This is a genomic window from Mesobacterium pallidum, assembly GCF_019966535.1.
In the GTDB taxonomy this organism is placed as follows: domain Bacteria; phylum Pseudomonadota; class Alphaproteobacteria; order Rhodobacterales; family Rhodobacteraceae; genus Mesobacterium; species Mesobacterium pallidum.
This window is the reverse complement of record NZ_JAIMID010000009.1, coordinates 65,255-89,794: the sequence shown is the minus strand read 5'-3', so window position 1 is coordinate 89,794 and position 24,540 is coordinate 65,255. Positions and strand designations below refer to the sequence as shown.

At 66.9% G+C, this 24,540-nt stretch carries 24 protein-coding genes; 9 read left to right on the top strand and 15 right to left on the bottom strand.

What is annotated here, in order from left to right; genetic code table 11:
• Nucleotides 1-136: 136 nt before the first annotated feature.
• A complete protein-coding gene (locus MF270_RS14365; protein WP_238366591.1) occupies nucleotides 137-1,957 on the top strand; it encodes an extracellular solute-binding protein in 1,821 nt (606 codons plus the stop codon).
• 4 nt (nucleotides 1,958-1,961) lie between these two features.
• Entirely contained in the window at nucleotides 1,962-2,075 is a 114-nt protein-coding gene (locus tag MF270_RS14360) for an entericidin EcnA/B family protein (protein ID WP_238366590.1), read from the top strand.
• A 26-nt stretch (nucleotides 2,076-2,101) separates the two neighbouring features.
• Here the strand turns inward: MF270_RS14360 and MF270_RS14355 are convergent, their stop codons facing one another.
• A complete protein-coding gene (locus MF270_RS14355; protein WP_238366589.1) occupies nucleotides 2,102-2,728 on the bottom strand; it encodes a helix-turn-helix domain-containing protein in 627 nt (208 codons plus the stop codon).
• A 64-nt stretch (nucleotides 2,729-2,792) separates the two neighbouring features.
• On the opposite strand from MF270_RS14355, the gene MF270_RS14350 reads away from it, so the two are divergent.
• The 6 genes from MF270_RS14350 to MF270_RS14325 all read left to right on the top strand — a co-directional run bounded on the left by MF270_RS14350 (nucleotide 2,793) and on the right by MF270_RS14325 (nucleotide 9,117).
• A complete protein-coding gene (locus tag MF270_RS14350) occupies nucleotides 2,793-4,307 on the top strand; it encodes a class I adenylate-forming enzyme family protein (protein WP_238366588.1) in 1,515 nt (504 codons plus the stop codon).
• Nucleotides 4,304-4,942, top strand: coding sequence for a DsbA family oxidoreductase (locus MF270_RS14345; RefSeq protein WP_238366587.1), 639 nt, complete (start codon nucleotides 4,304-4,306; stop codon nucleotides 4,940-4,942). Before MF270_RS14350 ends, MF270_RS14345 begins: the two co-directional genes overlap by 4 nt.
• Complete coding sequence (locus MF270_RS14340) at nucleotides 4,926-5,315, top strand: potassium channel family protein (RefSeq protein ID WP_238366586.1); 390 nt, start codon at nucleotides 4,926-4,928, stop codon at nucleotides 5,313-5,315. The genes MF270_RS14345 and MF270_RS14340 overlap by 17 nt, the downstream gene beginning before the upstream one ends.
• A gap of 48 nt (nucleotides 5,316-5,363) precedes the next feature.
• Complete coding sequence (locus MF270_RS14335; RefSeq protein WP_238366585.1) at nucleotides 5,364-6,596, top strand: multidrug effflux MFS transporter; 1,233 nt, start codon at nucleotides 5,364-5,366, stop codon at nucleotides 6,594-6,596.
• Between the two features lie 126 nt (nucleotides 6,597-6,722).
• Complete coding sequence (locus MF270_RS14330; protein ID WP_238366584.1) at nucleotides 6,723-7,937, top strand: NADP-dependent isocitrate dehydrogenase; 1,215 nt, start codon at nucleotides 6,723-6,725, stop codon at nucleotides 7,935-7,937.
• A gap of 565 nt (nucleotides 7,938-8,502) precedes the next feature.
• On the top strand, nucleotides 8,503-9,117 hold the full coding sequence (locus MF270_RS14325) for a YitT family protein (protein WP_238366583.1): 615 nt from the start codon (nucleotides 8,503-8,505) through the stop codon (nucleotides 9,115-9,117).
• Between the two features lie 298 nt (nucleotides 9,118-9,415).
• On the opposite strand, the gene MF270_RS14320 is transcribed toward MF270_RS14325, so the two are convergent.
• Nucleotides 9,416-10,957 (bottom strand): helicase HerA-like domain-containing protein, encoded by a 1,542-nt coding sequence (locus MF270_RS14320; protein WP_238366582.1) that lies wholly within the window; start codon nucleotides 10,955-10,957, stop codon nucleotides 9,416-9,418.
• 474 nt (nucleotides 10,958-11,431) lie between these two features.
• On the opposite strand from MF270_RS14320, the gene MF270_RS14315 reads away from it, so the two are divergent.
• On the top strand, nucleotides 11,432-12,073 hold the full coding sequence (locus tag MF270_RS14315; RefSeq protein WP_238366581.1) for an invasion associated locus B family protein: 642 nt from the start codon (nucleotides 11,432-11,434) through the stop codon (nucleotides 12,071-12,073).
• Nucleotides 12,074-12,137: 64 nt separating this feature from the next.
• Here MF270_RS14315 and lpxB read toward each other — a convergent pair whose 3' ends face one another.
• The 13 genes from lpxB to pyrH all read right to left on the bottom strand — a co-directional run bounded on the left by lpxB (nucleotide 12,138) and on the right by pyrH (nucleotide 24,439).
• A complete protein-coding gene (gene lpxB, locus MF270_RS14310; protein ID WP_238366736.1) occupies nucleotides 12,138-13,298 on the bottom strand; it encodes a lipid-A-disaccharide synthase in 1,161 nt (386 codons plus the stop codon).
• Between the two features lie 2 nt (nucleotides 13,299-13,300).
• Nucleotides 13,301-14,197 carry an LpxI family protein gene (locus MF270_RS14305; RefSeq protein WP_238366580.1) on the bottom strand — a complete coding sequence of 299 codons (897 nt, stop codon included), beginning with the start codon at nucleotides 14,195-14,197 and terminating at the stop codon, nucleotides 13,301-13,303.
• Nucleotides 14,194-14,979: an acyl-ACP--UDP-N-acetylglucosamine O-acyltransferase gene (gene lpxA, locus MF270_RS14300; RefSeq protein ID WP_238366579.1), complete on the bottom strand. Its 786-nt coding sequence runs from the start codon at nucleotides 14,977-14,979 to the stop codon at nucleotides 14,194-14,196. The genes MF270_RS14305 and lpxA overlap by 4 nt, the downstream gene beginning before the upstream one ends.
• 2 nt (nucleotides 14,980-14,981) lie before the next feature.
• Nucleotides 14,982-15,449 (bottom strand): 3-hydroxyacyl-ACP dehydratase FabZ, encoded by a 468-nt coding sequence (gene fabZ / locus MF270_RS14295; RefSeq protein ID WP_238366578.1) that lies wholly within the window; start codon nucleotides 15,447-15,449, stop codon nucleotides 14,982-14,984.
• A gap of 75 nt (nucleotides 15,450-15,524) precedes the next feature.
• Nucleotides 15,525-16,118: an OmpH/Skp family outer membrane protein gene (locus tag MF270_RS14290; RefSeq protein WP_238366577.1), complete on the bottom strand. Its 594-nt coding sequence runs from the start codon at nucleotides 16,116-16,118 to the stop codon at nucleotides 15,525-15,527.
• A gap of 34 nt (nucleotides 16,119-16,152) precedes the next feature.
• Nucleotides 16,153-18,390 carry an outer membrane protein assembly factor BamA gene (gene bamA, locus MF270_RS14285; protein WP_238366576.1) on the bottom strand — a complete coding sequence of 746 codons (2,238 nt, stop codon included), beginning with the start codon at nucleotides 18,388-18,390 and terminating at the stop codon, nucleotides 16,153-16,155.
• Between the two features lie 277 nt (nucleotides 18,391-18,667).
• Nucleotides 18,668-18,793 carry a hypothetical protein gene (locus tag MF270_RS28190; RefSeq protein WP_272490762.1) on the bottom strand — a complete coding sequence of 42 codons (126 nt, stop codon included), beginning with the start codon at nucleotides 18,791-18,793 and terminating at the stop codon, nucleotides 18,668-18,670.
• A 109-nt stretch (nucleotides 18,794-18,902) separates the two neighbouring features.
• Nucleotides 18,903-20,234 (bottom strand): RIP metalloprotease RseP, encoded by a 1,332-nt coding sequence (gene rseP / locus MF270_RS14280; protein ID WP_238366575.1) that lies wholly within the window; start codon nucleotides 20,232-20,234, stop codon nucleotides 18,903-18,905.
• A 24-nt stretch (nucleotides 20,235-20,258) separates the two neighbouring features.
• Nucleotides 20,259-21,434 carry a 1-deoxy-D-xylulose-5-phosphate reductoisomerase gene (gene dxr / locus MF270_RS14275; protein WP_238366574.1) on the bottom strand — a complete coding sequence of 392 codons (1,176 nt, stop codon included), beginning with the start codon at nucleotides 21,432-21,434 and terminating at the stop codon, nucleotides 20,259-20,261.
• The gene (locus MF270_RS14270) at nucleotides 21,431-22,198 is read right to left on the bottom strand and encodes a phosphatidate cytidylyltransferase (protein WP_238366573.1); all 768 of its coding nucleotides are present in this window, start codon (nucleotides 22,196-22,198) and stop codon (nucleotides 21,431-21,433) included. Before MF270_RS14270 ends, dxr begins: the two co-directional genes overlap by 4 nt.
• Before the next feature lie 3 nt (nucleotides 22,199-22,201).
• Nucleotides 22,202-22,924, bottom strand: a complete 723-nt coding sequence (locus MF270_RS14265) for an isoprenyl transferase (protein ID WP_336246020.1) — start codon at nucleotides 22,922-22,924, stop codon at nucleotides 22,202-22,204.
• 51 nt (nucleotides 22,925-22,975) lie between these two features.
• Nucleotides 22,976-23,539: a ribosome recycling factor gene (gene frr / locus MF270_RS14260; protein ID WP_238366571.1), complete on the bottom strand. Its 564-nt coding sequence runs from the start codon at nucleotides 23,537-23,539 to the stop codon at nucleotides 22,976-22,978.
• Nucleotides 23,540-23,707: 168 nt separating this feature from the next.
• Complete coding sequence (gene pyrH, locus MF270_RS14255) at nucleotides 23,708-24,439, bottom strand: UMP kinase (protein ID WP_238366570.1); 732 nt, start codon at nucleotides 24,437-24,439, stop codon at nucleotides 23,708-23,710.
• Between the last annotated feature and the right edge of the window lie 101 nt (nucleotides 24,440-24,540).

The following is a 24,540-nucleotide window of genomic DNA, read 5'->3' as shown; positions in this document are numbered from 1 at the left end:
GGCAAGAAACCTATCGAGCAGTGCCCTTGTTATAGACCCCTTGCGAGAGGAGTCCAAGCTAAAAGTTTGAAAAGGCAGCTATCCCGGGTTAATCTCGGTCCCAAGAAAACAAGAGCAGATCGGGATTGTTTCGCAAATGCGACCGAACTATTTCCATGTCGCCCCGCTGGTCGGGCTGGCGGCCCTCGCGGTTTTCGGGCTATCCGGCCCGACTTTGGCCGAGCCCGCGCATGGCATAGCTATGTATGGTTATCCCGCGCTCCCACCGGATTTTGTGTCGCTGCCCTATGCCAACCCCGAGGCACCGAAGGGCGGGCGGATCACCTTCGGCGAGGTCGGGACCTTCGACTCGCTCAATCCCTTCATCCTGAAAGGCAACGCGCCCTGGCAACAGCGCGCTCATCTTTATGAAAGCCTGATGGGCCGCAGCCGGGACGAACCCTTCACCCTTTACGGTCTGCTCGCCGAATCGATCGAGACGGGGCCGAATCGGGAATGGGTCGAATTCACCCTGCGGCCCGAAGCGCGGTTCAGCGACGGCAGCCCTGTCACTGTCGAAGACGTGATCTGGTCCTTCGAGACGCTCGGCACCGTTGGCCATCCCCGCTACCTGACCTTCTGGACCTCGGTGTCGGGGATCGAGCAGGTGGGCGAGCGGACGATCCGCATCGCCTTTTCCGAGGACAATGCAGAACTGGCGCTGATCGCCGGGCTGCGGCCGATCCTGAAAAAGGCGCAGTGGGACGACACCGATTTCACCCGGTCGAGCCTTTCGGATGTGCCCATCGGTTCAGGGCCTTACGTCATCGGCGATTACGAGCCCGGCCGCTACGTGACCTTCCAGCGCGATCCCGATTACTGGGGCGCGGACCTGGGCCTGCGGCGCGGCACCAACAATTTCGACCAGATCCGGATCGAGTATTTCGGCGACGCGGGCGTGGTCTTCGAGGCGTTCAAGGCCGGCACGCTCACCGTTTTGCGCGAACAGAACGCCGAGCTCTGGCAGACCCGGTTCGACTTTCCGGCCATCGACAGCGGCGATGTCGTGAAATCCGAGATCCCCGACCAGCGCCCCTCGGGCATGCAGGGGCTGGTGATGAATTCCCGCCGCCCGGTCTTTGCCGATTGGCGCGTGCGCGAGGCGATGATCCAGGCGTTCAACTTCGAATATGTCAACGACACGCTGACCGGCGGGCGCCAGCCGCGCATCACGTCCTATTTCTCGAACTCCAGCCTGGGGATGGAGCATGGCCCGGCGACTGGCGTCGTGCGCGACCTGCTCGAGCCGTTCGCCGCCGACCTGCCCCCCGGCGCGCTCGAGGGTTACGACCTGCCCGTCTCGGACGGCTCGGCCCGCAACCGCGCGGGCATCCGCGCCGCCTCGGACCTGCTGGCCGAGGCCGGCTGGACGGTCGAGGATGGCCAGCTGCGCGGCCCGGATGGCCAGCCCTTCGCCTTCGAGGTGCTGCTGCGCAAGGGCAGCCAGGAAACCCAGTCGATCATGGACATATATGCCCGTGCGCTGGAACGCCTCGGCATGCAGGTCACCGTCTCGACGGTGGACGATGCGCAATGGGAAGAGCGCAAGAATGCGCTCGATTTCGACGTCACCTATTTCGAACGCGCCCTGTCGCTGTCGCCCGGCACCGAGCAGCGCTATTACTGGGCGTCCGACCAGGCCGACCAGCCGGGATCGCGCAACCTGATGGGCGTCAAAAGCCCCGCGGTCGACGCGATGATCGACACCTTGCTGACAGCAGAGGACCCGGAGGTCTTTACCGGCGCCGTGAAGGCGCTCGACCGGGCGCTGATGGCGGGCCGCTACGTCATCCCCTTCTACCGGCGCGATGCCAGCATGATTGCCCATGCCAGCAGCTTGCGCTATCCCGACACGCTGCCGATTTACGGGGACTGGGGCACCGAATGGTTGCCCGAAGTCTGGTGGTCCGAGGAGTGAGCCAATGAGACATGTCTTGCTGATTGCCGCCCTGCTGGGTCTGGGCGCCTGCGCAACGATCGACGGGGTCGGTCAGGATATCTCGAGCGGGGCGCGCACCGTGCAGGGGTGGTTCTGAACCGCGTTCAGCCGGGTGGAGCCTGTCTAGACCAGCGAGGTCACCCAGAGGATCGTCGCATCCTCGGGGCTGACCGAGATCACGTTATGCCCCATCGAGGCGTCGTAATAGGCGCTGTCGCCACGGCGCATCTCGATGGGCTCGTAGAACTCGGTGTAAAGTTTGATGATCCCGGTCAGGACGTAGAGGAATTCCTCTCCGTCATGGCGGACCCAGCCGTCGAACTCCTCCATCGACCGCGCGCGGATCCGCGCGCGATAGGGCAGCATGTGCTTCTGTGTCAGGTTTTCGGCCAGCAGCTCGTGCTCGTAGGTGACGGTGGCCTGGGCCTGCCCCTCGCCTGACCGGGTGGTGACCATGCGGCCGATCACCTGCTCGCGCTTCGGCGGGGTAAAGAGCTGCGGGACGGAAATGCCCAGCCCCAACGCCAGCTTTTTCAGCGCCTCGTAGGTCGGCGACATCTGACCGTTCTCGATCTTGGAGAGCGTGGAGCGCGCCAGCCCCGCCTGCTTGGCCGCCTGTTCCAGCGTCCAGTCCCTGGCCTTGCGCAGCTCGCGCACCCGGTGGCCCAGGTCCAGCGGTTCGGGCTGGTCGGCTTCGGCTCCGGTTTCCCGGGCGATGCGGATGATGCGCGTGTTGTCGGTCTGGCCCATGGCCATCCTATAGGCAGCGCCGCGCAGGCTTGCAACAGCGGCGACGGGGGCCTAACCCAGTGGCATGAAAGCCATCTTCGACCAGGGGGCGCCCGCGCCCTGCCCCAAACCCTTCAACATGGCGGCCCATGTGCTGGCCGCCGGAGCCGCCGCGCCGGACAAGATCGCGCTTGAGGTGCTGTCGGGCGATGCGCCGCTGCGGCTGAGCTATGCCGAGTTGATCCGCGCCGTGCGGGGCACCGCCGGCGGGCTGCTGGCGGCCGGGTTCCGGCCCGGAGACCGCCTGCTCATGCGGCTGGGGAACACGGTCGATTTCCCCATCGCCTATCTCGGCGCCATCGCGGCGGGCATCCTGCCGGTGCCGACCTCGTCCCTGCTGACCTCCGAAGAAGTCGCTGCCCTTGCTGGCGATCTTGACCCGGCCGGCGTGTTGCAGGACCCGGAGGTGTCGGGAGTCGAGACCGGACGCGTGGTCAAACTGCACGAGCTGCGCGCGCTAAGAAATTGCGAACCCGCCGATTTCCACATGGGCGATCCCGATCGCCCGGCCTACCTGATCTTCACATCCGGTACGTCCGGCAAGCCCCGTGGCGTAGTCCATACCCATCGTGCGATCTGGGCGCGGCAGATGATGATGCAGGGCTGGTACGACCTGAGGCCCCATGACCGGCTGCTGCACGCGGGCGCCTTCAACTGGACCTACACGCTGGGCACCGGCCTCATGGACCCCTGGACCATGGGCGCCACGGCGCTGATCCCCGGCCAGGGCACGCCTGCCGCGCAATTGCCCGACCTGCTGGCCGAGGCGCGTGCCACGATCTTTGCCGCCGCCCCCGGCGTTTATCGGCAGATGCTCAAGCCGGGTGGCAGGATTAACCTTCCCGACCTGCGCCATGGCCTTTCCGCCGGGGAAAAGATGTCCGCCCCGATCCGCGATGCCTGGCGCGCGGCGACAGGCACCGAGGTGCACGAAGCCTTCGGCATGTCGGAATGTTCGACCTTCATCTCCTCGTCGCCGCTCAACCCCGCCGACCCGGCCGCGCTGGGACGCCCGCAGAAGGGGCGCAAGGTCGCGATCCTGGGTGAGGATGGCCCGGTAAATATCGGAGAGGACGGCGTGATTGCCATCCACCGCGCCGACCCAGGCTTGATGCTGGGCTACTGGAACGCGCCAAACGAGACCTCGGATAAGTTCCAGGGCGACTGGTTCCTGACCGGCGACCGGGGCGAAATGAACGCCGTCTTCGAGGTCTACTACCACGGCCGCGCGGACGACATGATGAATGCGGGCGGCTACCGGGTATCCCCGATCGAGGTGGAACACGCCATGGCCAGCTTGCCCGGCCTCACCGCCTGCGCCGCCACGGATGTCGAAGTGCGGTCCGGCGTGCGCGTCATCGCCTGTTTCTACACCGGGCCCGTGCCGCTGGACGACGGCACGCTCAAGGCCCATGCCGCCGCGCATCTCGCGCGTTACAAGCAGCCGCGTCTGTTCATCCATCGCGATGCCCTGCCCACCAACCCCAACGGCAAGCTCTTGCGGCAGGCCCTGCGGGACGGCTACAACCCTGTCCCATGATCAAGCTCGCCATCTTCTCCGACCCGATCTGCCCCTGGTGCTACATCGGCAAGACGCAACTCGACCGCGCCCTTGAGGCAGCGCCCGACCATCCGTTCGACGTGGAATGGCATCCGTTCCAGCTGAACCCGGACATGCCCGTCGGCGGCATGGACCGCCGCGCCTACCTCGCGGCCAAGTTCGGCGGAGAGGAGGGCGCGCTGGCCGCCTACACGCCGATCATGGAGCACGCCAAGTCCATCGGCCTCAATATCGAATGGGACAGGATCGCCCGTACGCCAAACACACTGGACGCCCACCGGCTGATCCACTGGGCGGGGATCGAGGGCTGCCAGACGCCGGTCGCCGCCGCGCTGTTCCGGGCCTATTTCAAGGACGGGCGCGACATCGCCGACCCCGAGGTGCTGGCCGATATCGGGGACAGCTTCGGCATGGACGGCGCCGCGATCCTGCGCCTGCTGGCCACCGACGCCGACCGCGAAGAGATCCGCAACCGCGATGCCGCCGCCCGCGAGATGGGGATCACCGGCGTGCCCTGCTTCATTGTCGCGGGCCAGCACGCGGTGCCGGGTGCGCAGCCGGCCGAGCTTTGGGCCAAGGTCATCGCGGAGCTGAACGGTGCGGCTGAGGCATAGAAAGGCCGCGCTCAGCGCCTTGTTCCTGCTGACCACGCTGGCGATGCTGGTCGCCAGTGGCACGGTCTACTTTCACCTCATCGAGGGGTGGAGCCTGCTTGACAGCTACTTCTTTACCGTCGTGACCCTGTCGACCGTCGGTTACGGCAGCCTTGTCCCCGCCACCGCGCTGGGAAAGATCGGCACCACGGTCTACATCTTCCTTGGCCTCGGCATCTTTGCCGTCGCGATCCAGCAATTCGGCGCCTTCACCATGCGCAAGCGCGAGGAACATACCGAGTGGCTGATCGCCCGCCTCGGTGACCCCGATCCCGAGCCCGATGCGCTGAACCTGGACGCCCCGCCCGAGCCGCCACGCAAGACGCGTGACTGACGCATGTATTTTCTAGCGGCGCCCCGGCCCGCATGCTAACGCAGGCGCATGAGCGAGGCACAGACCCATCCCGACAGCGCCATCCGGCGCATGAAGACCCCGGAATTCGTGGCGATGATGGGGATGATGTTCGCCACCATCGCCTTCTCCATCGACTCGATGCTGCCAGCCCTGCCGCGGATTGCCCAGGACCTCGGGCTCGAGGATCCGAACCGAGCGCAGCTGGTGCTGATCACCTTCGTCGTGGGCCTGGGCATCGGAACCTTCGTGACCGGGCCACTGTCGGACGCTTACGGCCGTAAGCCGGTTATCGTGGTCGGTGCGGGCGTCTACATCCTCGCCTCGGCCATGGCGGCCATGGCGCCCACGCTCGAGCTGCTGATCGCCGCGCGTCTCTTGCAGGGGCTGGGCGCCTCGGGCGGGCGCGTGGTGTCGATGGCGGTGCTGCGCGACCTTTACGCCGGGCGCGAAATGGCGCGCATCACGTCCTTCGTGCTGATGATCTTCACCGTCTTTCCGGCCTTTGCCCCGCTGATCGGCACCGGCATCATCGCCGTCAGCTCCTGGCGCGGGATCTTCGTGTCGTTCATCCTTTTTTCCGTCATCTCGATCGGCTGGTACGCGATCCGCCAACCCGAGAGCCTGCCGCGCTCCGCCCGTCGCCCCTTTCGCGCCGGCACGATCTGGGCCGCGCTCAGGGAGTTGGTGGTCCAGCCGCTGATCCGCATCTCGATCCTCGTGCAGGCCTGCTGTTTCTCGATGGTCTTCGCCACGCTCATGTCGGTGCAGGGCATCTACGAACAGACCTACGACATGGGCGAATGGATGCCGCTGTATTTCGCCGGGGTCGCGGTGCTGGCGGGCACCTCGAGCTTTTTCAACGCGCGGATCGTCATGCGGCTGGGGATGCGGCACGTCATCACCTGGGCCTTCGGCGGGTTCTTCCTGACCTGCCTGCTGGCCCTGCCGCTGACGGGGATCGGCGGAAAGCTGGGCTTTCACCTCTTCGTGGCCTGGCAGGTCGGGGTCTTCTTCCAGACCGGCTTTACCATCGGCAACATCCAGGCCATGGCGATGGAGCACGTGGGCCACATCGGCGGCGTCGCCTCGAGCCTGATCCAGTCGACCGCCACGATCCTGGCCGCGATCCTGGCCACGCCGATCGGCCTCGCCTTTGACGGCACGCAGCGCCCGCTGGTCATCGGCATCACCCTGCTCTGCGGCTTCGGCCTTGCCCTCATGCTGCTGCTTGCGCGGATCGAACGCCGGTCGTTTGCCTGAAAGGCAGGCAAGCCCCCCGGATCAAGCGGAATTTTCCGTATACCATTGCATACGGACTTTCATCATTTCTTCACGCGGGCTAGGTAGAGCGCAGGTAACCCCATGCCGCAACCGAGAGGCGCGCCCATGTCCAAGATCAAGGTAGAGAACCCCGTCGTCGAGCTTGACGGGGACGAAATGACCCGGATCATCTGGGATTTCATCAAGCAAAAGCTGATCCTGCCCTACCTGGACGTGGAGCTGCTGTATTACGACCTGTCGATCCAGGAACGCGACCGGACCGACGACCAGATCACCATCGACGCGGCCCACAAGATCCGCGAGGTCGGCGTCGGCGTCAAATGCGCCACGATCACCCCGGACGAGGCGCGGGTCGAGGAATTCGGCCTCAAGAAGATGTGGAAATCGCCCAACGGCACGATCCGCAACATCCTGGGCGGCGTGGTCTTCCGCCAGCCGATCATCTGCAAGAACGTGCCGCGGCTGGTGCCGGGCTGGACCCGCCCCATCGTGGTCGGCCGCCACGCCTATGGCGACCAGTACCGCGCGACCGATTTCCACTACCCCGGGCCCGGCAAGATCACCCTCAAGTTCGAGGGCGCGGATGGCACCGTGATCGAGCGCGAGGTCTTTGACGCCCCCTCGGCCGGGGTGACGATGGCGATGTACAACCTCGACGCCTCGATCATCGACTTCGCCCGGGCGTCCTTCAACTATGGGCTCAGCCTGGGCTGGCCGGTCTACCTGTCGACCAAGAACACGATCCTCAAGGCCTACGACGGCCGCTTCAAGGACCTGTTCCAGCACATCTACGAGACGGAGTTCGCCGACAAGTTCAAGGAAGCCGGGATCTGGTACGAACACCGGTTGATCGACGACATGGTCGCCTGTGCGCTGAAATGGAACGGCGGCTACGTCTGGGCCTGCAAGAATTACGACGGCGACGTGCAGTCGGACACGGTCGCGCAGGGCTACGGCTCGCTTGGCCTGATGGCGTCGCAGCTGATGACCCCCGACGGCAAGATCGTGGAGGCCGAGGCCGCCCATGGCACCGTCACCCGCCATTACCGCCAGCACCAGGCGGGCGAATCGACCTCGACCAACTCCGTCGCCTCGATCTACGCCTGGACCGGGGGCCTCAAGCACCGCGCCAAGCTGGACGGCAACGCGGCGCTGACAACCTTTGCCGAGACGCTGGAAAAGGTTGTGGTGGACACGGTGGAAGCGGGCTTCATGACCAAGGACCTGGCGCTGCTGGTCGGGCCGGACCAAAGCTGGCTGACCACCATGGGATTCCTGGAAAAGGTCGACGCGAACCTCGACAAGGCGCTCGGCGCGTAAATCCCGAACAGCTCCGGCGCGGGGCGAAGGTGTGCTCCGCCCCGCGCCACAATGCCTTGGAATTGTCCGATGTTCGGTGCTTGCCCCAAGGGGCGACGCGGTGCCCTGCTTCGCGTGTTGCCGGTTCGGGGTTGTGTTCCATGGCTTTCGCTCTCAAGGCGCGCTTCGGCAGTTTGGCCGGGGCGGCATTCACGACTGACCCGACGCACCACATCGTCTTGGGCACCGATCACAGCGACAGCAGCGACGCGGCGGCGGGCAGCGACCCGCCCCTGGGCCTCGACATCCGGGTCGAAAACGTCCCGAGGTCTGCCGCGGATCGCTCACCGACCGCCACCTGCGCGTTGGGCTCTCGGCAGGCGACTGCCCGGTCGACAGGTGCGGCGCGTTCCCGGGCGCGGGCAGCGCCAATACGCCGCCCCCCTGCGACACGACCCTCGTGGCTGTCGGCGCCCTGCCCGCCCGCCTTGCGACGATCGAGACCATCACGCAAAGCGAGGCCGACGCAGTCTGGTCGTGATGCGGCCTCTGGACGACGCCGGCGCCGCGGGCTATCCGCGGCGCCATGAACGACACGCCCCGACAGCCCCCGCGACACGCGCTATACGAAGACGTCCTGGCCTTTGCGCTCGGCACCACCATGATGGCTTTCAGCGTGCTCATGCTGACCCATGCCGGGCTGATCACCGGCCAGACCGCGGGGCTGGCGGTGCTGGGGTCCTACATGACCGGGGCCAGCTTCGGCCTCGTGTTCTTCTTGGTGAACCTGCCGTTCTACTGGCTGGCCCTGACGCGCATGGGGCTGCGCTTTACCCTCAAGACCTTCATCGCGGTCGGGCTGACCTCGATGCTGACGCTGGTTCTGCCCGGCTATGTGACGTTCGAGACGCTCAACGCCCCCATCGGGGCCCTGCTGGCCGGGGCCTGCGCGGCCACCGGGCTCATCGTGCTCTTTCGCCACGGGGCGAGCATGGGCGGCATCGGCATCGCGGCACTCTACCTGCAGGACAAGACAGGCTTTCGCGCCGGTTGGACGCAGCTGATCTTTGACGCTGCGCTCTTTGCCCTCGCCTTCACACAGCTGCCGTGGGACCTGGTGCTGTATTCACTGATGGGCGCCATCGTGGTCAACCTGACCATCGCACTGAACCACCGCAAGGATCGCTACCTCGGGTTCTGAGCTGACCTGATCCCCCTTCACGGTGCCAAAAAACTCCGGGGAGCGCGAGGGGCTGGCCCCTCGCTCCGACGCCAGCCCTATCGCGCCACGAACGCGCCCTTGGCGCGTCGCCTCCGGCGGGAGTATTTGGGGAAAAGTGAAAGCAGGAGGTGCCGTTCCTGGCGGGGGCGGCTGTCTTGCCTGCGGCGCGCATATTTATTGGAAAGATGAAGGCCGGCGCCTGGTCTGTCTTCACATGTCCCTGAAAACTCCGGTCGAGTCCGCGGTACGTGAAGGGCGGCAGCGCCCCCCGGGCCCGTCAGCGGGCCTTGAAAATCCCGCCGAGAATGCCACGCACGATGCGTCGCCCGGTTGTGCCTGTCAGCTCCTTCATCACGTTCTTGGCCATCGCCTCGCCAAAGCTGTCGCCCCTGCGCGCGGGCTTGGCGGTCGAACGGCTGACGCGGGTGCCGGAATAGCGCCGGCCGGCGTTGAACTCGCGTTCGGCCGCTTCCATCTCCTCTTCCCGCGCCTCGGCGGCCTCGGCCTCTTTCGCCGCGGCCGCCGCGCGCTCTGCGAGGATCTCGTGGGCCGAACGGCGATCGAGCCGTTCCTCGTATTTCCCCGCGACCGGCGAGGCGGCCATCACCGCCGCCCGTTCCTCGGACCCCAGCGGGCCCAGCTGCGACGAGGGCGGGCGGATCAGCGTGCGTTGCACCACGCCGGGCACGCCCTTCTTTTCCAGCATCGAGGTCACGGCCTCGCCCACACCGACCTCGCGGATCGCGGCCTCGGTGTCGAAGTCCGGGTTTTCGCGGTAGGTCTCAGCCGCCATGCGCAGCGCCTTGCGGTCGCGCGCGGTAAAGGCGCGCAGCGCGTGCTGCACGCGGTTGCCGAGCTGGCCGAGGATGTCTTCGGGGATGTCGTCCGGGTTCTGGGTGATGAAATAGACCCCCACCCCCTTGGAGCGGATCAGCCGCGCCACCTGCTCGACCTTGTCGACCAGCGCCTTGGGGGCGTCGTCGAAGAGAAGATGCGCCTCGTCGAAGAAGAAGACCAGCTTTGGCTTGTCCGGGTCACCCACCTCGGGCAGCTCCTCGAACAGCTCGGACAAGAGCCACAGCAGGAAGGTCGCGTAAAGCCGGGGCGAGGCCATCAGCGTATCGGCGGCAAGGATGTTGATGCGCCCGCGCCCGTCCGGCGCATGGGCCATGATGTCCGACAGCTCCAGCGCCGGCTCGCCGAAGATGCCCGCCCCGCCCTCGTTCTCGAGCACCAGCAGCCGGCGCTGGATCGCGCCCACCGACTGGACCGAGATATTGCCGTAGCGCAGGCCCAGCGTGTCGCGGTTCTCGCCCACCCAGACCAGCAGCGCTTGCAGGTCCTCGAGATCGAGCAGCGGCATGCCCTCCTCGTCCGCCAACCGGAAGGCGATGTTCAGGATCCCCTCCTGCGCCTCGCTCAGCTCGAGCAGGCGCGAGATCAGCAGCGGCCCCATCTCGGCCACGGTGGTGCGCACCGGGTGGCCCTGCGCGCCGAAGAGATCCCAGAAGGTGACCGGAAAGCTGTCATAGGAATAATCGTCGAAACCGATGGTCTGGGCGCGGCTGGTGAAAGCCTCGTGCAGCTTGAAATCCGCGCGCCCGGCGGCGGCCAGGCCAGACAGGTCGCCTTTCACATCCGCCAGGAAGACCGGCACGCCGGCGGCCGAAAAGCCCTCGGCCAGAATCTGCAGCGTCACGGTCTTGCCGGTGCCGGTGGCGCCGGCGATCAGCCCGTGACGATTGGCATATTTGAGCGCGAGGTATTGCTGTTCGCCGTAGCCCTGGCCACCGCCGCCCACGAAAATCCCGTCGCTCATGATTTGCCCCTGTTGCTTGCGTGCGCACATGAAACGTAACCTTAACTTTTCGGTGCGAGTGTCAACATTGTTCGGGGCACATGTCCTCTTGGCCCCGGATTGACTTCCTCCCTGTCAGACTGGCCGCACCTTCGGGTGCGGCCTTTTTTCATGCCCGCAGCACGTTTTATTATGGCGCGATTCCATGCACTTGGGCACGATTCACCAGTCGAAATTTCCCTGTTGACCCCTCGCGGGATGTGGCATAGCGTACGGCCAATAACTAAGTCGGCCAGTCCGACGGGGAGAGAAAAATTCGCAAGGGGGGCCGCAAGGTCCCCCTTGTTGCATGATGAGGGGCGTTCTTTTCGCCTGTTCACATTCAGCGGAATTTCGCGGGCCGGGGCGCTTGCCGCCCTGGTTTCGGCCTGACACCGGCCGCGCCCCGTGGTATGCGCGACATCAATCAAACCAAGGACCTGACGGGTGAGATTCATGAAAAAGACGTTGCAGACCCTGCCCCTCGTCGCGCTGATGGCGCTGGCGGCCCCGCTTGCTGCGCAAGAGACCGACGCCGCGCCCGAGGCCGCCCCGACCGAGGAAGCGACCCCGGACGAGGGCCTGTCCATGGGCGAGGAAGTGCCGGCCGAGGAAGGCCCGCAGCCCGGCCAGACCTACGTGGTGGGCACCAGCGGCGACTGGCAGGTGCAATGCACCAAGATGCCCGAGGGCGAAGGCACCGACCCGTGCCAGCTTTACCAGCTGCTGATGGACCAGGACGGCAACCCGGTGTCGGAATTCGTGGTCTTCAAGATGCCCGAAGGCGGGCGTGCCGCGGCCGGCGCCACGGTCATCACCCCGCTCGAGACGCTGCTGACGGGCCAGCTGACGATCAAGGTCGATGACGGCGCGGCCAAGCGCTACCCGTTCAGCTTCTGCACGCCGATCGGCTGCTACGCGCGCCTCGGCATGACGAACGAGGACGTGGCCGCCTTCAAGCGCGGCAACATGGCGACCGTGACGCTGGTTCCGGTGACCGCGCCGGACACCAAGGTGAACCTGTCGCTCTCGCTGACCGGCTTCACCGCTGGCTTTGACGGGCTCGAAGCGGACACGGGCGCCGTGCCGCAGCAGTAAGCGGCCCTGCCGAAAACCAAAACCGCTGCGCGGAGCGATCCGCGCGGCGGTTTCATTTTGCCCGTCAGGCGCGGGCGGCGGCCAGCCCGTCCAGCACCGCGCGGGCGGCGCGCAGGCCCGGGGGCTCTCCGCCCGCGCCGAGGCGGTCCATGGTGCTGCGCAGCGCCGCGCGCTGGCCGCCGTCATCCGCCAGGGTTTGCAGCAATGCCTCGGCGATGGGCCCCGGCCGGCAATTGGTTCCGATGAATTCCGGCACCGTGCGGGTGTCGGACACCAGGTTGACCAGTGTCACCGTGTCGGTCCGCAGCATCCGCCCGATGATCTGCCGACTGAGCCAGTTCATGTCATAGGCGATGACCATGGGCGTATCGCTTGCGGCCAGTTCCAGCGACACGGTGCCCGAGGCCGCCAGCGCGACATCCGCCGCCGTGAAGGCCGCCCGCTTTGTCGCCGCTGCGTCCGGGGCGGCAGGGTCCAGCACAACCGGTTTGCCCGGCCAGGTCGCGGCCGCTTCGCGCACCAGCGGCGCGACCGAGCGGGCGGCGGGCAGCACGATGCGCAGATCCGGGCGGCGCGGCAGCAACAGGCGCAGCACCTCGCCGAAGATCGGCGCCAGCCGCCCGACCTCGGACCGGCGCGAGCCCGGCAGGACCATGAGAAGCGGCGCGGAGCCGATGCCATGGGCCGCGCGGAAGGCCTCGGCCTCGGCCTCGGTCGCCTGCGGTTCGGTCACGACGGGGTGGCCGACGAAATCGCAGCGCATCCCGGCGGCCTCCATGTAGGGCGCCTCGAACGGCAGGAGCGCCAGCACCTGGTCGACATGCGGCGCCATCTTCGCCGCGCGGCCCGGGCGCCAGGCCCAAACCGTGGGCGCGACGTAGTGGCAGATGCGGATCGACGGATCGGCCGCGCGGACAAGCTTGGCCACGCGCAGGCAGAACTCGGGCAGGTCCACGGTGACCAGCACGTCGGGTTTCTGCGCGATCACCGCCTCGGCCACCTGCCGGATACGGGCCTTGAGCGCGCGGTATTCCTTGAGGATCTCGGTGATCCCCATGATCGAGATCTCGTCCATTGGAAAGAGGCTGTGCAGCCCCGCGCCTTCCATCAGCGGGCCGCCGACGCCGGTAAATTGCACGCCGGGGCTGAGTTCCTTCAGCCCCGCCATCAGCGCCGCGCCCAGCCGGTCGCCCGAGGGCTCGCCCGCGATGGTAAAGACCCGCAGGCTCACCGCCGGACCCAGAGGAACATGTCCATGGCGTCGAGCAGGGCGACGAGCCGGGCCTGGTCGATGATGATGGATCCCTGGCCCAGAACGATCCCGTCCATCCCCGCCGCCGCGGCCGACAGCGCGGTGCGCGGGCCGATGGTCGGCCGGTCCGCGCGGGTTTCCTGCCCAGGTTTCGGGCCCTTGTAGAGGATGCCGCCCAGGCCCTTGGCGTCAAAACCGGCCTCGACGACCTGTGCCGCCCAGGCGCGGCCGGCCTCGGTCAGGCTGTCCCCGTCGAACAGCCACTCGTCCCATGCGCCGGTCTCGGGCGGGGTTGGCAGGGGGCCGAGGCGGGCCAGCATGGCGTCGGTGCCATCGGCCTGCTCTTCGGCCAATACGCGGCCCTTGCGGATCACGCAGGCCTGGCCGGTGTCGGACGCGCCCATGGCGGCCACGGTCTGTTCGCCCGTTTCGGCGTCGATCCGGTGCGCCGTGCGCGGCTCGCGCCGGGTCGGATAGCCGATATCCGCCACGACCTTGGGGGCAAAGCTCTCGGCGCCAAGTACGGTAAAGCCCGTCTGCTCGAAAAGCCCGATCACCGCCCGCAGCGCGCCATCGTCCCCCTGCCCCAGCGCCTCCTGCAACAGCGGCACCAGCGGCGCGGTCTCGGCGTCCAGCTTCGACGGGTCGATCTGCGGCCGGTCGATGCTGCCGCACATGCAGATGCGGCTGATGCCCCGGGTGCCCAGTTCCAGCAGAAACGTCCCGAGCGTTTCCAGCCGGAAGGTCAGGTCCACGGACAGCCTGTCCGGCGCGTTCCCTTCCAGCGCGCAGACCAACGGCGCGGGGGTGACCTGCGCGGCCACGCGCTCGGGCAGTCGGCCCCGGCCGGCGATCAACGCGAGGTCGGTCATTTCGGCGTCAGGAACGACCGATCACTGTCGCCCAGGATGAAGTCCACGATTTCCTGCACATAGGCGCTTTCCGTCTCGTCCCCGAGGCGTTTGGCGCGTTCCATGAACGACCCCTCGCCCTGCGCCAGCATCTGGAAGGCCGCGCGCATGGCGGTGATGTCGCTGCGCGCCACGCCGCGCCGCTTGAGACCGACGAGGTTCAACCCGTCGAGCTCTCCGCGCGGGGCTTGCACTAGGCCGTAGGGGATCACGTCATTGGTCACCATGGTGACCGCGCCGATGATCGCGCCGCGCCCGATGCGGACCCATTGGTGCACGCCCGACAGGCCGCCGACAATCACGTCATCCTCGATCACGCAGTGCCCCGCGAGGGCCGAGTTGTTCACAAGGATCACCCGGTCGCCCACCTGCGCGTCATGCGCGACGTGGCAGCCGGCCATGAAGAGCCCGTCGTCGCCCACGCGGGTCACGCCGCCGCCGCCCTCGGTCCCGGCGTTCATCGTCACATGTTCGCGGATGCGGTTGCGCTTCCCGATGACCAGCCGCGTCTCTTCGCCCTTGAACTTGAGATCCTGCGGGATCTCGCCGATCACGGCAAAAGGAAACACCACCGTGCCCTCGCCGATCTCGGTCTGGCCGGTGACGACCACGTGGCTTTTCAGCGTGACATCAGGCCCGAGGACCACGTTGGGGCCGATGTGGCAGAACGGGCCGATCTCGCAGCCGATGCCGATCTGCGCGCCGTCCTCGATGACGGCCGAGGGGTGGATATGGCTGGTCATGCTCAGGCCTCTGCCGGCAGGTCCATCATGGCGGTGAACTCGGCCTCGGCCGCCATCTCGCCATCGACCTCGGCCACGCCCTTGAACTTCCACACCTTGGCGCCGGGCTTGCCGCGCAGAGTCTCGAGCTTCATCACCAGCCGGTCGCCAGGCACGACCTTACGGCGGAACTTGCAGCCGTCGATGGCCATGAAATAGACCTTGAGCTCTCGGTCGGCCATGTTCATCGACACGCCGACCATCACCGCCGCCGTCTGCGCCATCGCCTCGACGATGGTGACGCCCGGCATGATCGGCAGGCCCGGGAAATGGCCCTGGAAGTGCGGCTCGTTCATGGTGACGTTCTTGATGCCGGTGGCACGCGACGTGCCCTCGATATCCACCACGCGGTCGACCAGCAGGAAGGGGTAGCGATGCGGCAGGATGCGCTGGATCAGCTGGATGTCGGCGCTGGTGGGCGTATCGGTCATGGGGGCTCCTGCCAAAAGTTCGTTTCGCGGATGATTAGCGGCCCGCGCCCCGCGGGGCAAGCGATGCGCGCCCGGTCAGGGCCGGGTGGCGCCTTCCGGCGGGGGCGCCTCGGGGGTTGCATCGGCCCCGTCGCCCAGCCGTTCGTCCATCTGCTGGATCGCCAGGTCGGTCACGTCGATCACGTCGGCGGACATGAAGACCGAGCGCCGCTCGACGATCACGGCCGCGCCGGCGTCGAGCATGATATCCTCGAGCACGGGGGTCGCGGCCACCAGCACTTCGCGGCGGATCTCTTCGCCCCGCTGGCCAAGCGACCGGGCCTTGCCGTCCTGCTCGCGCCGGATCTCGACCACCTTGGCGTCGAAGGCATCGGCCAGTTCGCGGAACTCGGCCGGGCTCAGGTTTGGGCGCCGTTCGGTCAGGGCGCGCTCTTCCTCGATCAGCTGGGCCTCGATGCTGCGGTTCTCGGTCGAGAGCTCCGCGCTCAGCGCCTCGAGCTCGGCGGCAAGGCGCTTGCCATAGGCGGATTCGGTCAGGATCCGCTCGCTCTCGATGATCAGGATCGGGCTCGAGACGCGGCCAAGCTCCTGCGCGGCCGCCGGCCCCGGCAGGAAAGCCAGGGCCGCGAGGCCGGTCAGGATAATGCGTCGCGTCAACAGCATGGCCATGGGCCCTCCTGCCGGTCGGATCGCCGGCGCGCGCTCAGAACTCGGTCGAGATCGTCAGGTTGAAGTTCTGCTCGCGGTCGTACTTCTTCTTGACGATCGGCCGCGAGAAGTTGAACTCGAGCGGGCCGACCGGGGTTGCCCAGTAGATCGTCACGCCGGCCGAATGGCGCAGCGAGAAATCCTCGTAGATCACGTCGGCATTGGACTGGTTCAGCCCCCAGACCGAGCCCATGTCGTAGAAGACGCCGCCGCGGATGCCGTATTCCTCGGGCAGGCCCAGCGGGAACTCGGCCTCGAAGCTGGCGACCACGAAGGCATTGCCGCCAAGCGCGTCGTCCACGCCTCCGCCGGCGCGTTCGCGCGGGCCGATTCCGCCGACCTCGAAGCCGCGCATCAGGTTCGGGTTCAGCACGTAGCGGTCGGTGACCCGCCCGCCCGAGCCGCCGGAATAGGCCAGGAGGCCGCCGCGCAGCGAGGCCCGCAGCGTGACCTCGTCATTGGCGATGCTGGTCTGGCCGGTCACCCGGGCCGAGGTCTTGATATAGGCGTCGCCGTCGCCGATGCCGCCGAAGTCCTGGCCGAACTGCAAGAGCACCCCGCGCGACGGGTCCAGCCCGCTGCGCCGCGTGTCGTAGCTGTACTGGTAGCCGACCGAGTAATCCCAGAGCTCGCCGCGCGCCGCCTCGCTGGTGATAATCGCGCCGACAGTGCCCAGGTTGTTGATGTCGCTCGTCGCCACGGCCGCGCGCAGCTGCAGCTCGCCGTCCTCGCTGACCGGGAAGGTCAGGCTGGGCGCGAAGTTGCCCAGCGTGGTGTCGTAATCGGAAAACTGGTTGTCCGTCTCGCGGTAGCTGAGGTTCAGGCCGAACCGCAGGTCACGGCCCAGGAACGCCGGCTCGGTGAACTGCAACCCGTATTCGCGGAAATCCGACCCGGTCGAGACCTTGAGGTTCAGCCCCTGGCCACGGCCGAGGAAGTTGTTCTCGCGGTATTCGATCAGCGCGCCGAAGCCCGCCGACGAAGAGTAGGTGCCGCCAAAGCTGAGCGAGCCGGTATTCGCCTCTTCGACGTCCACGTCGACGATGACCTGGTCGGGGCTCGACCCCTCCCGGGCCTGCACCTCGGCGCTGGAGAAATACCCCAGCGCGCGGATGCGTTCCGCCGCCTCGCGGATGGCCCGCGGGTTGAACGGGTCGCCCTCGGCCGTCTCGAACTGGCGCCGCACCACGCGGTCGAGCGTGGTGGTGTTGCCCTCGATGTCGATGCGTTCCACGAACACCCGCTGGCCGCGGGTGATGACGTATTCGATGTCCAGCCTCAGGTCGCGGTCGTTGCGGGTAATGCGCGGCTCGACGCGGATGAAATCCTTGCCCTGCCGGGTCGCGTAGCGTTCCAGCCGGGTGATGTCGCGTTCAACCTCGGTCGGGGTGTAGACGCGGCCCGACGTGGCGCGCGACTGGGCCAGGTATTCCTCGGGGTCGATCTCGGGCAGATCGCTCGTCGCGGTGATCGCGCCGAACTGGAACTGCTGCCCTTCCTCGACGTTGAAGGTCACGAAATAGCCGTCGCGTTCGCGCGCCAGCTCGGAATTCACCGACAGCACGCGGAAATCGACATAGCCGCGCGACAGGTAGAAATCGCGCAGGACCTGGCGGTCAAAGGCGATCCGGTCTTCCTGGAAGGTGTCCTTGCGGACAAGCGCGCGCAGCAGGCCCGCCTGCTTGGTCTCGAGCACGCGGCGCAGGCGCGCATCGCTGAACGCCTGGTTGCCGACAAAACCGAGACGCTCGATCTCGACCAGGTCGCCTTCGAAAATCTCGAACACCAGATCGACGCGGTTGTTGTTGCGCCGGATCGCGCGGGGCTGCACCCGGGCCGACAGGCGGCCTTCGGCGGCATAGGCCTCGGTGATGGCGGCGGCGTCCTGCTCGACCGTGGAGGGGTTGAAGACGCGGCGCGACTGCGAGCGGATCACGGTCGCTAGGTCCTCGTCCTTGAGCCGGCGATTGCCCTCGAAGTTGATGCGGTTGATCGTCGGAAACTCGGCCACCTTGATGACCAGGGTCGAGCCCTGCGGCACCATCTCGACGCTCTCGAACAGGCCTGAGGCCAGCACGCGCTGGTAGGCGGCATTCAGCTGACCGCCGGTCAGGCTCTGACCCCGCGCGATTCCTGCGTAGGACAGGATCGTGCCGGGATCGACGCGCTCGTTGCCCTGGATCTCGACCGTCGAAAAGACATAGCTTTGCGCCGCAACCTCGGTCGGGACCATGGCGTAAACGCTTGCCGTGCTTAGAAAAATACCAATGGCCAGGTTGTGGCTCTGTTTCCGTGCAACGTTCTTCAGTCGCACCAGGCGATTTTCAGCCCTGATCATGGCTCACTACTCCGGCAGTCCCCCGTTGGAAATGACCTACCGATATTGTGGGACCTTGTCAAAAGCCCAAAATCTTGGGGAAGCAAGCAAAAAGCCCCGACCGGATGGGTCGGGGCCTTTCATGCGGCCGGCACGGTCTGGCGCGCGCGCAGCCATGATCCGATGGGCCGCCTTACGGCGTGCCGATGTAGCCGAACAGGGTCAGCGACAGCAGAATCGCGAAGACGGCCAGCAGCCGGTCCCAGTTGAGGCTCCACACCAGGCGAAGCCCGCGATAGCCGTCATAGATGGCGTCCATGTTTCGCACCTCAGAAGGTTAATTGCCTATCGTCGGTGGTATCGGTCGAATTGGGCACAAATGCGGCAGACCCGTGACCCTTGCGGGGCGCGGGGCCCCCGCCCGGCCCTCAGGTGCAGAACAGATCGCTTCCCAGGGCAAACACCGTCAGGGTCAGGATCAGCGCAAGGCCCAGCGTCATCATCACCCGCAGCGCGCGGTCGCTGGGCGGGCGGCCGGTGACCGCCTCGTAGGCGTGGAACATCAGGTGGCCGCCGTCCAGCACCGGGATCGGGAACAGGTTCAGCAGGCCGACGGCGGTGCTGAGCACGGCGATGAACCAGATGAAGCTGGTGGTGCCCTGGCTGGCCATGGTGCCCGAGGCCTGGGCGATGCCCACCGGGCCCGACAGGTTGCAGGTGCTGATCGCACCGGTGACGATATGCCAGATGCCCGACACGGACCCTTCGACGATGCGCAGCACCTGGTTCACGCCAGTGCTGAGGGCAAAGCCCACACCGGGCGCCTCGGTGGCGGGCTCGAAGACGAGGCCGCCGGCGATCCCGATGCGCCAGTTGTTGGTGAAGGTGCCATCGGATTGCGGTTCGTCCCGGCTGCGCGGGGTCAGCGCGAAATCAAGCTGTTCGCCATCACGCCAGACCTTGATCAGCAGCGGTGCGCCGTCCGAGGTCTCGACGATCTCCTTCAACTGGCTGAAGGCGACGATGGGCATACCGTCAACCTCGGTGATGACGTCGCCTACCTCCATGCCGATGTCATAGGCGGCGGATTTCGGGCTCAGCTGTTCGACCAGCGGCGGAAAGGGATAGGGCCCCTCGATCCGCATCGCATCGCCCTCGCGGCCCACCAGGTAGGGGACCGTGGGCGCAAGCGGCAGCGCGTCGAGAATCGCCTGGAACCCGCCGGCGCTGTCGATGCCCGGCACCGGCATACCGCCGATCTCGAGCAGGATGTCGCCCTCGCGCAGGTCATGCTCGACCGGCAGCGGCACCATCTCGCCCACGCTCAGCGGGTCGGTGGCCACGCCCTCGGACCAGATGACGCCGGCGAAGATCGCGATCGACAGGATGAAGTTGAAGACAGGCCCCGCCGCGACCGTCGCAGCCCGCGCCCAAAGCGGGGCGCCGTGCATGGTGTGGCGCCGTTCGTCGTCGCTCAGCCCCTCCATCGCCTCGGCATCCTTGCCGCTGGCGGCGTTGGAATCGCCGGCGAACTTGACGTAGCCGCCAAAGGGCAGCGCGGCCAGTTGCCAGCGCGTGCCGTGCCTGTCTGTCCGGCTCAGCAGCACGGGGCCGAAGCCCAGGCTGAACACGTCCGCCTTGATCCCCGACCAGCGGCCGACGATGTAATGCCCGTATTCATGGATCGCGACGATCACCGACAAGGCGACCACGAAGGCCAGAATCGTCCAGAGAAAACCACCGAACTCGGGAATCAACATCGTAGGGTCCAAGGATCCGTCCTGTCAGTTGCACGCAAGAGGGACGAGCGCCCCGGCCCGTTCCCGGGCGAGATGGTCCGTCTCGACGATTGTATCAAGGGTCAATTGGGCTGCTTTATGGCAATTTGCCGTGAACATCGCGGTCATTGTTTCCTCGACGACGCGCGCCATGTCCATGAAACCGATCTGCCGGGCGATGAAAGCATCCAGCGCGATCTCTTTCGCCGCGTTGAAGATGCAGCCCGAAAGGCCGCCCTGGTGCATGACCTCGCGCGCCAGCCGCAACGCGGGCCAGCGGGCCTCGTCCGCGGGGCGGAAGGTCAGCTGCGCGACGCGGGACAGGTCCAGCCGCTCGACCGGGACATGGCCCCGGTCGGGCCAGTGCAGCGCATAGCCGATGGCGTGGCGCATGTCGGGCGGGCCGACATGGGCCATCAGCGCGCCGTCCGTAAAGCCGACCAGCGCGTGGACAAGGGATTCGGGATGCACCAGCACCTCGATCCGGTCCGGGTCCACGTCGAAGAATTCCCGCGTCTCGATAACTTCGAGCGCCTTGTTGAACATCGAGGCGCTGTCGATCGTGATCCTCTGCCCCATGTCCCAGTTCGGATGCGTGGCCGCCTGCTCGGGCGTGGCACTGGCCAGCTTTTCCAGCGGCCAGTCGCGGAAGGCGCCGCCGCTGGCGGTGATGATGATGCGCTCGACCGCCGCCATGTCCTCGCCCACCAGCGCCTGGAAGACGGCGGAATGCTCACTGTCGACCGGCAGAACCCGCGCGCCATGGGCCTTGGCGGTCGCCTTGACCAGCGCGCCGGCGGCGACAAGGCTTTCCTTGTTCGCCAGTGCCAGCGTCGCGCCCTGCCCCAGCGCCGCAATCCCCGGCGCGAGGCCGGCAAAGCCGACGATGGCCGACATGACCCAGTCGGCGGGGCGCGCGGCGGCCTCGGCGATGGCCTGCGGCCCGGCGGCGACCTCGACCCCGCTGCCCGCCAGCGCGGCGCGCAGATCGTCCAGCAGCGCGGGCTCGCTGGTCACGGCCACCTCGGCCCGGAACCGGCGCGTATCCGCGGCCAGCTGCGCGATGTTGCGCCCGCCGGTCAGCGCGACCACGCGGTAGGCCTCGGGTGCGCGCGCCACGAGGTCGAGCGTGTTCTGCCCGATGGAGCCGGTGGCCCCCAACACGCTGATCGCGCGGCTCATGGCGCGGCCCCGAAGAGCCCGGTCAGGAACACCAGGAACAGCACGGCCGAGGCGCCGACGATTCCATCGAACCGGTCCATCACCCCGCCATGGCCGGGGATCAGCCCAGAGCTGTCCTTGACATCCGCCCGCCGCTTCATCGCGCTTTCGGCAATGTCACCCATCTGCGCGGCAAAGGACATGAGCACGGCAAGCGGCACCACGAACCAGCCATCCGAGGCGAAAGCCGCGCCGACCACACCCGCACCTACCCAGCCGCCGATGGTGCCCGACCAGGTCTTCTTGGGGCTGATGCGCGGCCAGAACTTCGGTCCGCCCATCAGCTTGCCGACGAAATAGCCCATGATGTCGGTGACAATCACGACCAGCAGCAGGAACACCAGCATCCGCTGCGCATCACGATACAGCCAGATGGCCAGCAGGCCGGTCGCCAGGATCGCGGCGGTATACAGCACCTGCACCAGCCGGTCGCGGCTGACCACCGCCAGCCCGGCCAGCGCGGCCACCACCAGCAGCACCACCTGCACGGCCCCGACCGGCCCCAGCATCGGCAGCACTGCGCCGGTAACCAGCAGCCCCGGCAGCGCGGCGGCCGAGTCGCCGGCGCCATGCAGCCGCGACAGCTCCCAGGTCATCAGCCCGCAGGCCACGGCGACCAGCAGGGCCCAGACCGTCAGCCCGGCCCAGGCGGCGCCAAGCGCCAGCACCACCAGCACCGCCGCCGAGGCGACACGCGGGGCAAGATCCCTCCACTTCCCGGCCATCGCTCAGGCCTTCACGGCGCCAAAGCGCCGGTCGCGCCCGCCGTAATTGCCGACCAGCTTGCCGAATTCCTCGGCGGTGAAATCGGGCCAGAGCGTGTCGATGAACTCGTATTCCGCATAGGCCGATTGCCAGAGCAGGAAGTTCGAAATCCGCGCCTCGCCGCTGGTCCGGATCACAAGGTCCGGGTCGGGCAGCAGGCAGGTGTCGAGGTACTTGGGCAGCGTTTCCTCGTCCACGTCCGCCGGGTCGAGCTTGCCGGCCGCCACGTCCTGCGCCAGCCGCTGGGTGGCGCGCGCCACCTCGTCCCGACCGCCGTAGTTGAGCGCTATGGTCAGGTTGGTGCCCGTGCAATGGCCGGTCATCTTCTCGGCCTCGTCCATCAGGCCGCGCAGCCGCGCGTCCAGCCGCGCCCGGTCACCGATGAAGCGGACCCGGACGTTCTCGGCCACGAATTGCTGCATCTCCTTGATGATGTAGCGGCGAAACAGGCTCATCAGCCCCGCGACCTCGGTCTGGGTGCGCTTCCAGTTCTCGGTCGAAAAGGCAAAGATCGTCAGGTAATCGACGCCGAAATCCGGGCAAGCCGACACGATCTCGCGCACGCGGCGCGCCCCGGCCTGGTGCCCGAAAAGGCGCGGCCGGCCGCGTTTCGTGGCCCAGCGGCCATTGCCGTCCATGATGATGGCGACATGGCGCGGCCCGGTCGGCTCTGGCTTGCGTGCGATGGCCTCTCTCCCCGTCCGGCGAAACCGGTCCCGTCCGGAACCGGCCAATCCTCAGACCTGCATGATCTCGCCTTGCTTCGTCTCGAGCAGCTCGTCGACATTCTTGATGAAGCGGTCGGTCAGGTCCTGCACCTCGGATTCCCAAAGCTTCTGATCGTCCTCGGACATGCCGTCGGCCTTGGCCTTCTTGATCTGGTCCATACCATCACGGCGCACGTTGCGGATGCTGACGCGCGCGTGCTCGGCATATTGCCCGGCGACCTTGGTCAGATCGCGGCGGCGTTCCTCGTTCAGCTCGGGGATCGGCAGCATGATGATCGTGCCGTTCAGCTGCGGGTTGATGCCCAGCCCGCTCTCGCGGATCGCCTTTTCCACCTTGCCGACCAGGCCCTTGTCCCAGACGTTGATGGTGACCATGCGCGGCTCGGGCACGTTGACGGTGCCGACCTGGTTGATCGGGGTCATCTGGCCATAGGCCTCGACCTGCACCGGCTCCAGCATCGAGGCCGAGGCGCGCCCGGTGCGCAGCGACGCGAATTCGGTGCGCAGGTTGGCAATGGCGCCGTCCATGCGCCGCTTCAGGTCATCGGTGTCGAGTTCGAAGTCTTCAGACATGTGCTCTGCCCGTTCCAAGAGTGTTTGCCGCGTTCTAAGCCAGAGCGCCCCGGATGTATAGCACCGAGATACCCCGCGCCCGCGCCCCCCCCGCCTTCATTGTTTTCCAAATACCTCGGGGGGCGGCGGCTCTGCCGCCGGGGGGCTGGCCCCCCTGCCCGGCCTGCCTCAGCCGTGAACCTTGGTGAATGTCCCTTCACCCGCCAGGATCCCGCGGAAGCCGCCCGGCTCGTCCAACGAGAAGACGATGATCGGCAGGTTGTTGTCGCGGGCAAGTGCGATGGCGCTGGCATCCATGACCTTGAGGTGCTTGGACAGAACGTCGTCATAGCTGATCCGGTCGTAGCGCACCGCGTCCGCGTGCTTCATCGGGTCCTTGTCGTAGACCCCGTCCACCTTGGTCCCCTTGAAGATCGCCTCGCAGGCCATCTCGTTCGCGCGCAGCGTCGCGGCGGTGTCGGTGGTGAAATAGGGGTTGCCGGTGCCGGCGGCAAAGATGCAGACCCGCTTCTTTTCCAGGTGCCGCACAGCGCGGCGGCGGATGTAGGGCTCGGCCACCTCGTCCATGCGGATCGCGCTGATGACGCGGGTGAAGACGCCCAGCCCCTCGAGCGCCGATTGCACGGCGAGCGCGTTCATCACCGTGGCCAGCATGCCCATGTAATCGGCCGTCGTCCGTTCCATCCCCTGCGCCGACCCGGCCAGCCCGCGGAAGATGTTGCCGCCACCGATGACCATGCAGATCTCGACGCCCATGTCATGCACCGACTTGACCTCGCGGGCCACGCGTTCGACCGTGGGCGGGTGCAGGCCGAACCCCTGGTCGCCCATCAGCGCCTCGCCCGAGATCTTGAGAAGGACGCGCTTGTAGGCGGTCTTGGAAGTGTCTTGGTCGGTCATGTTGCGCGCGCCTTGTCCGGGGGTCTAGGATCGCGCGCAAAATGTCGGAAATCGGGGCCGGGTTCAATGCGGGATCTCTGGGAAAGAGCATGGATGTGCCG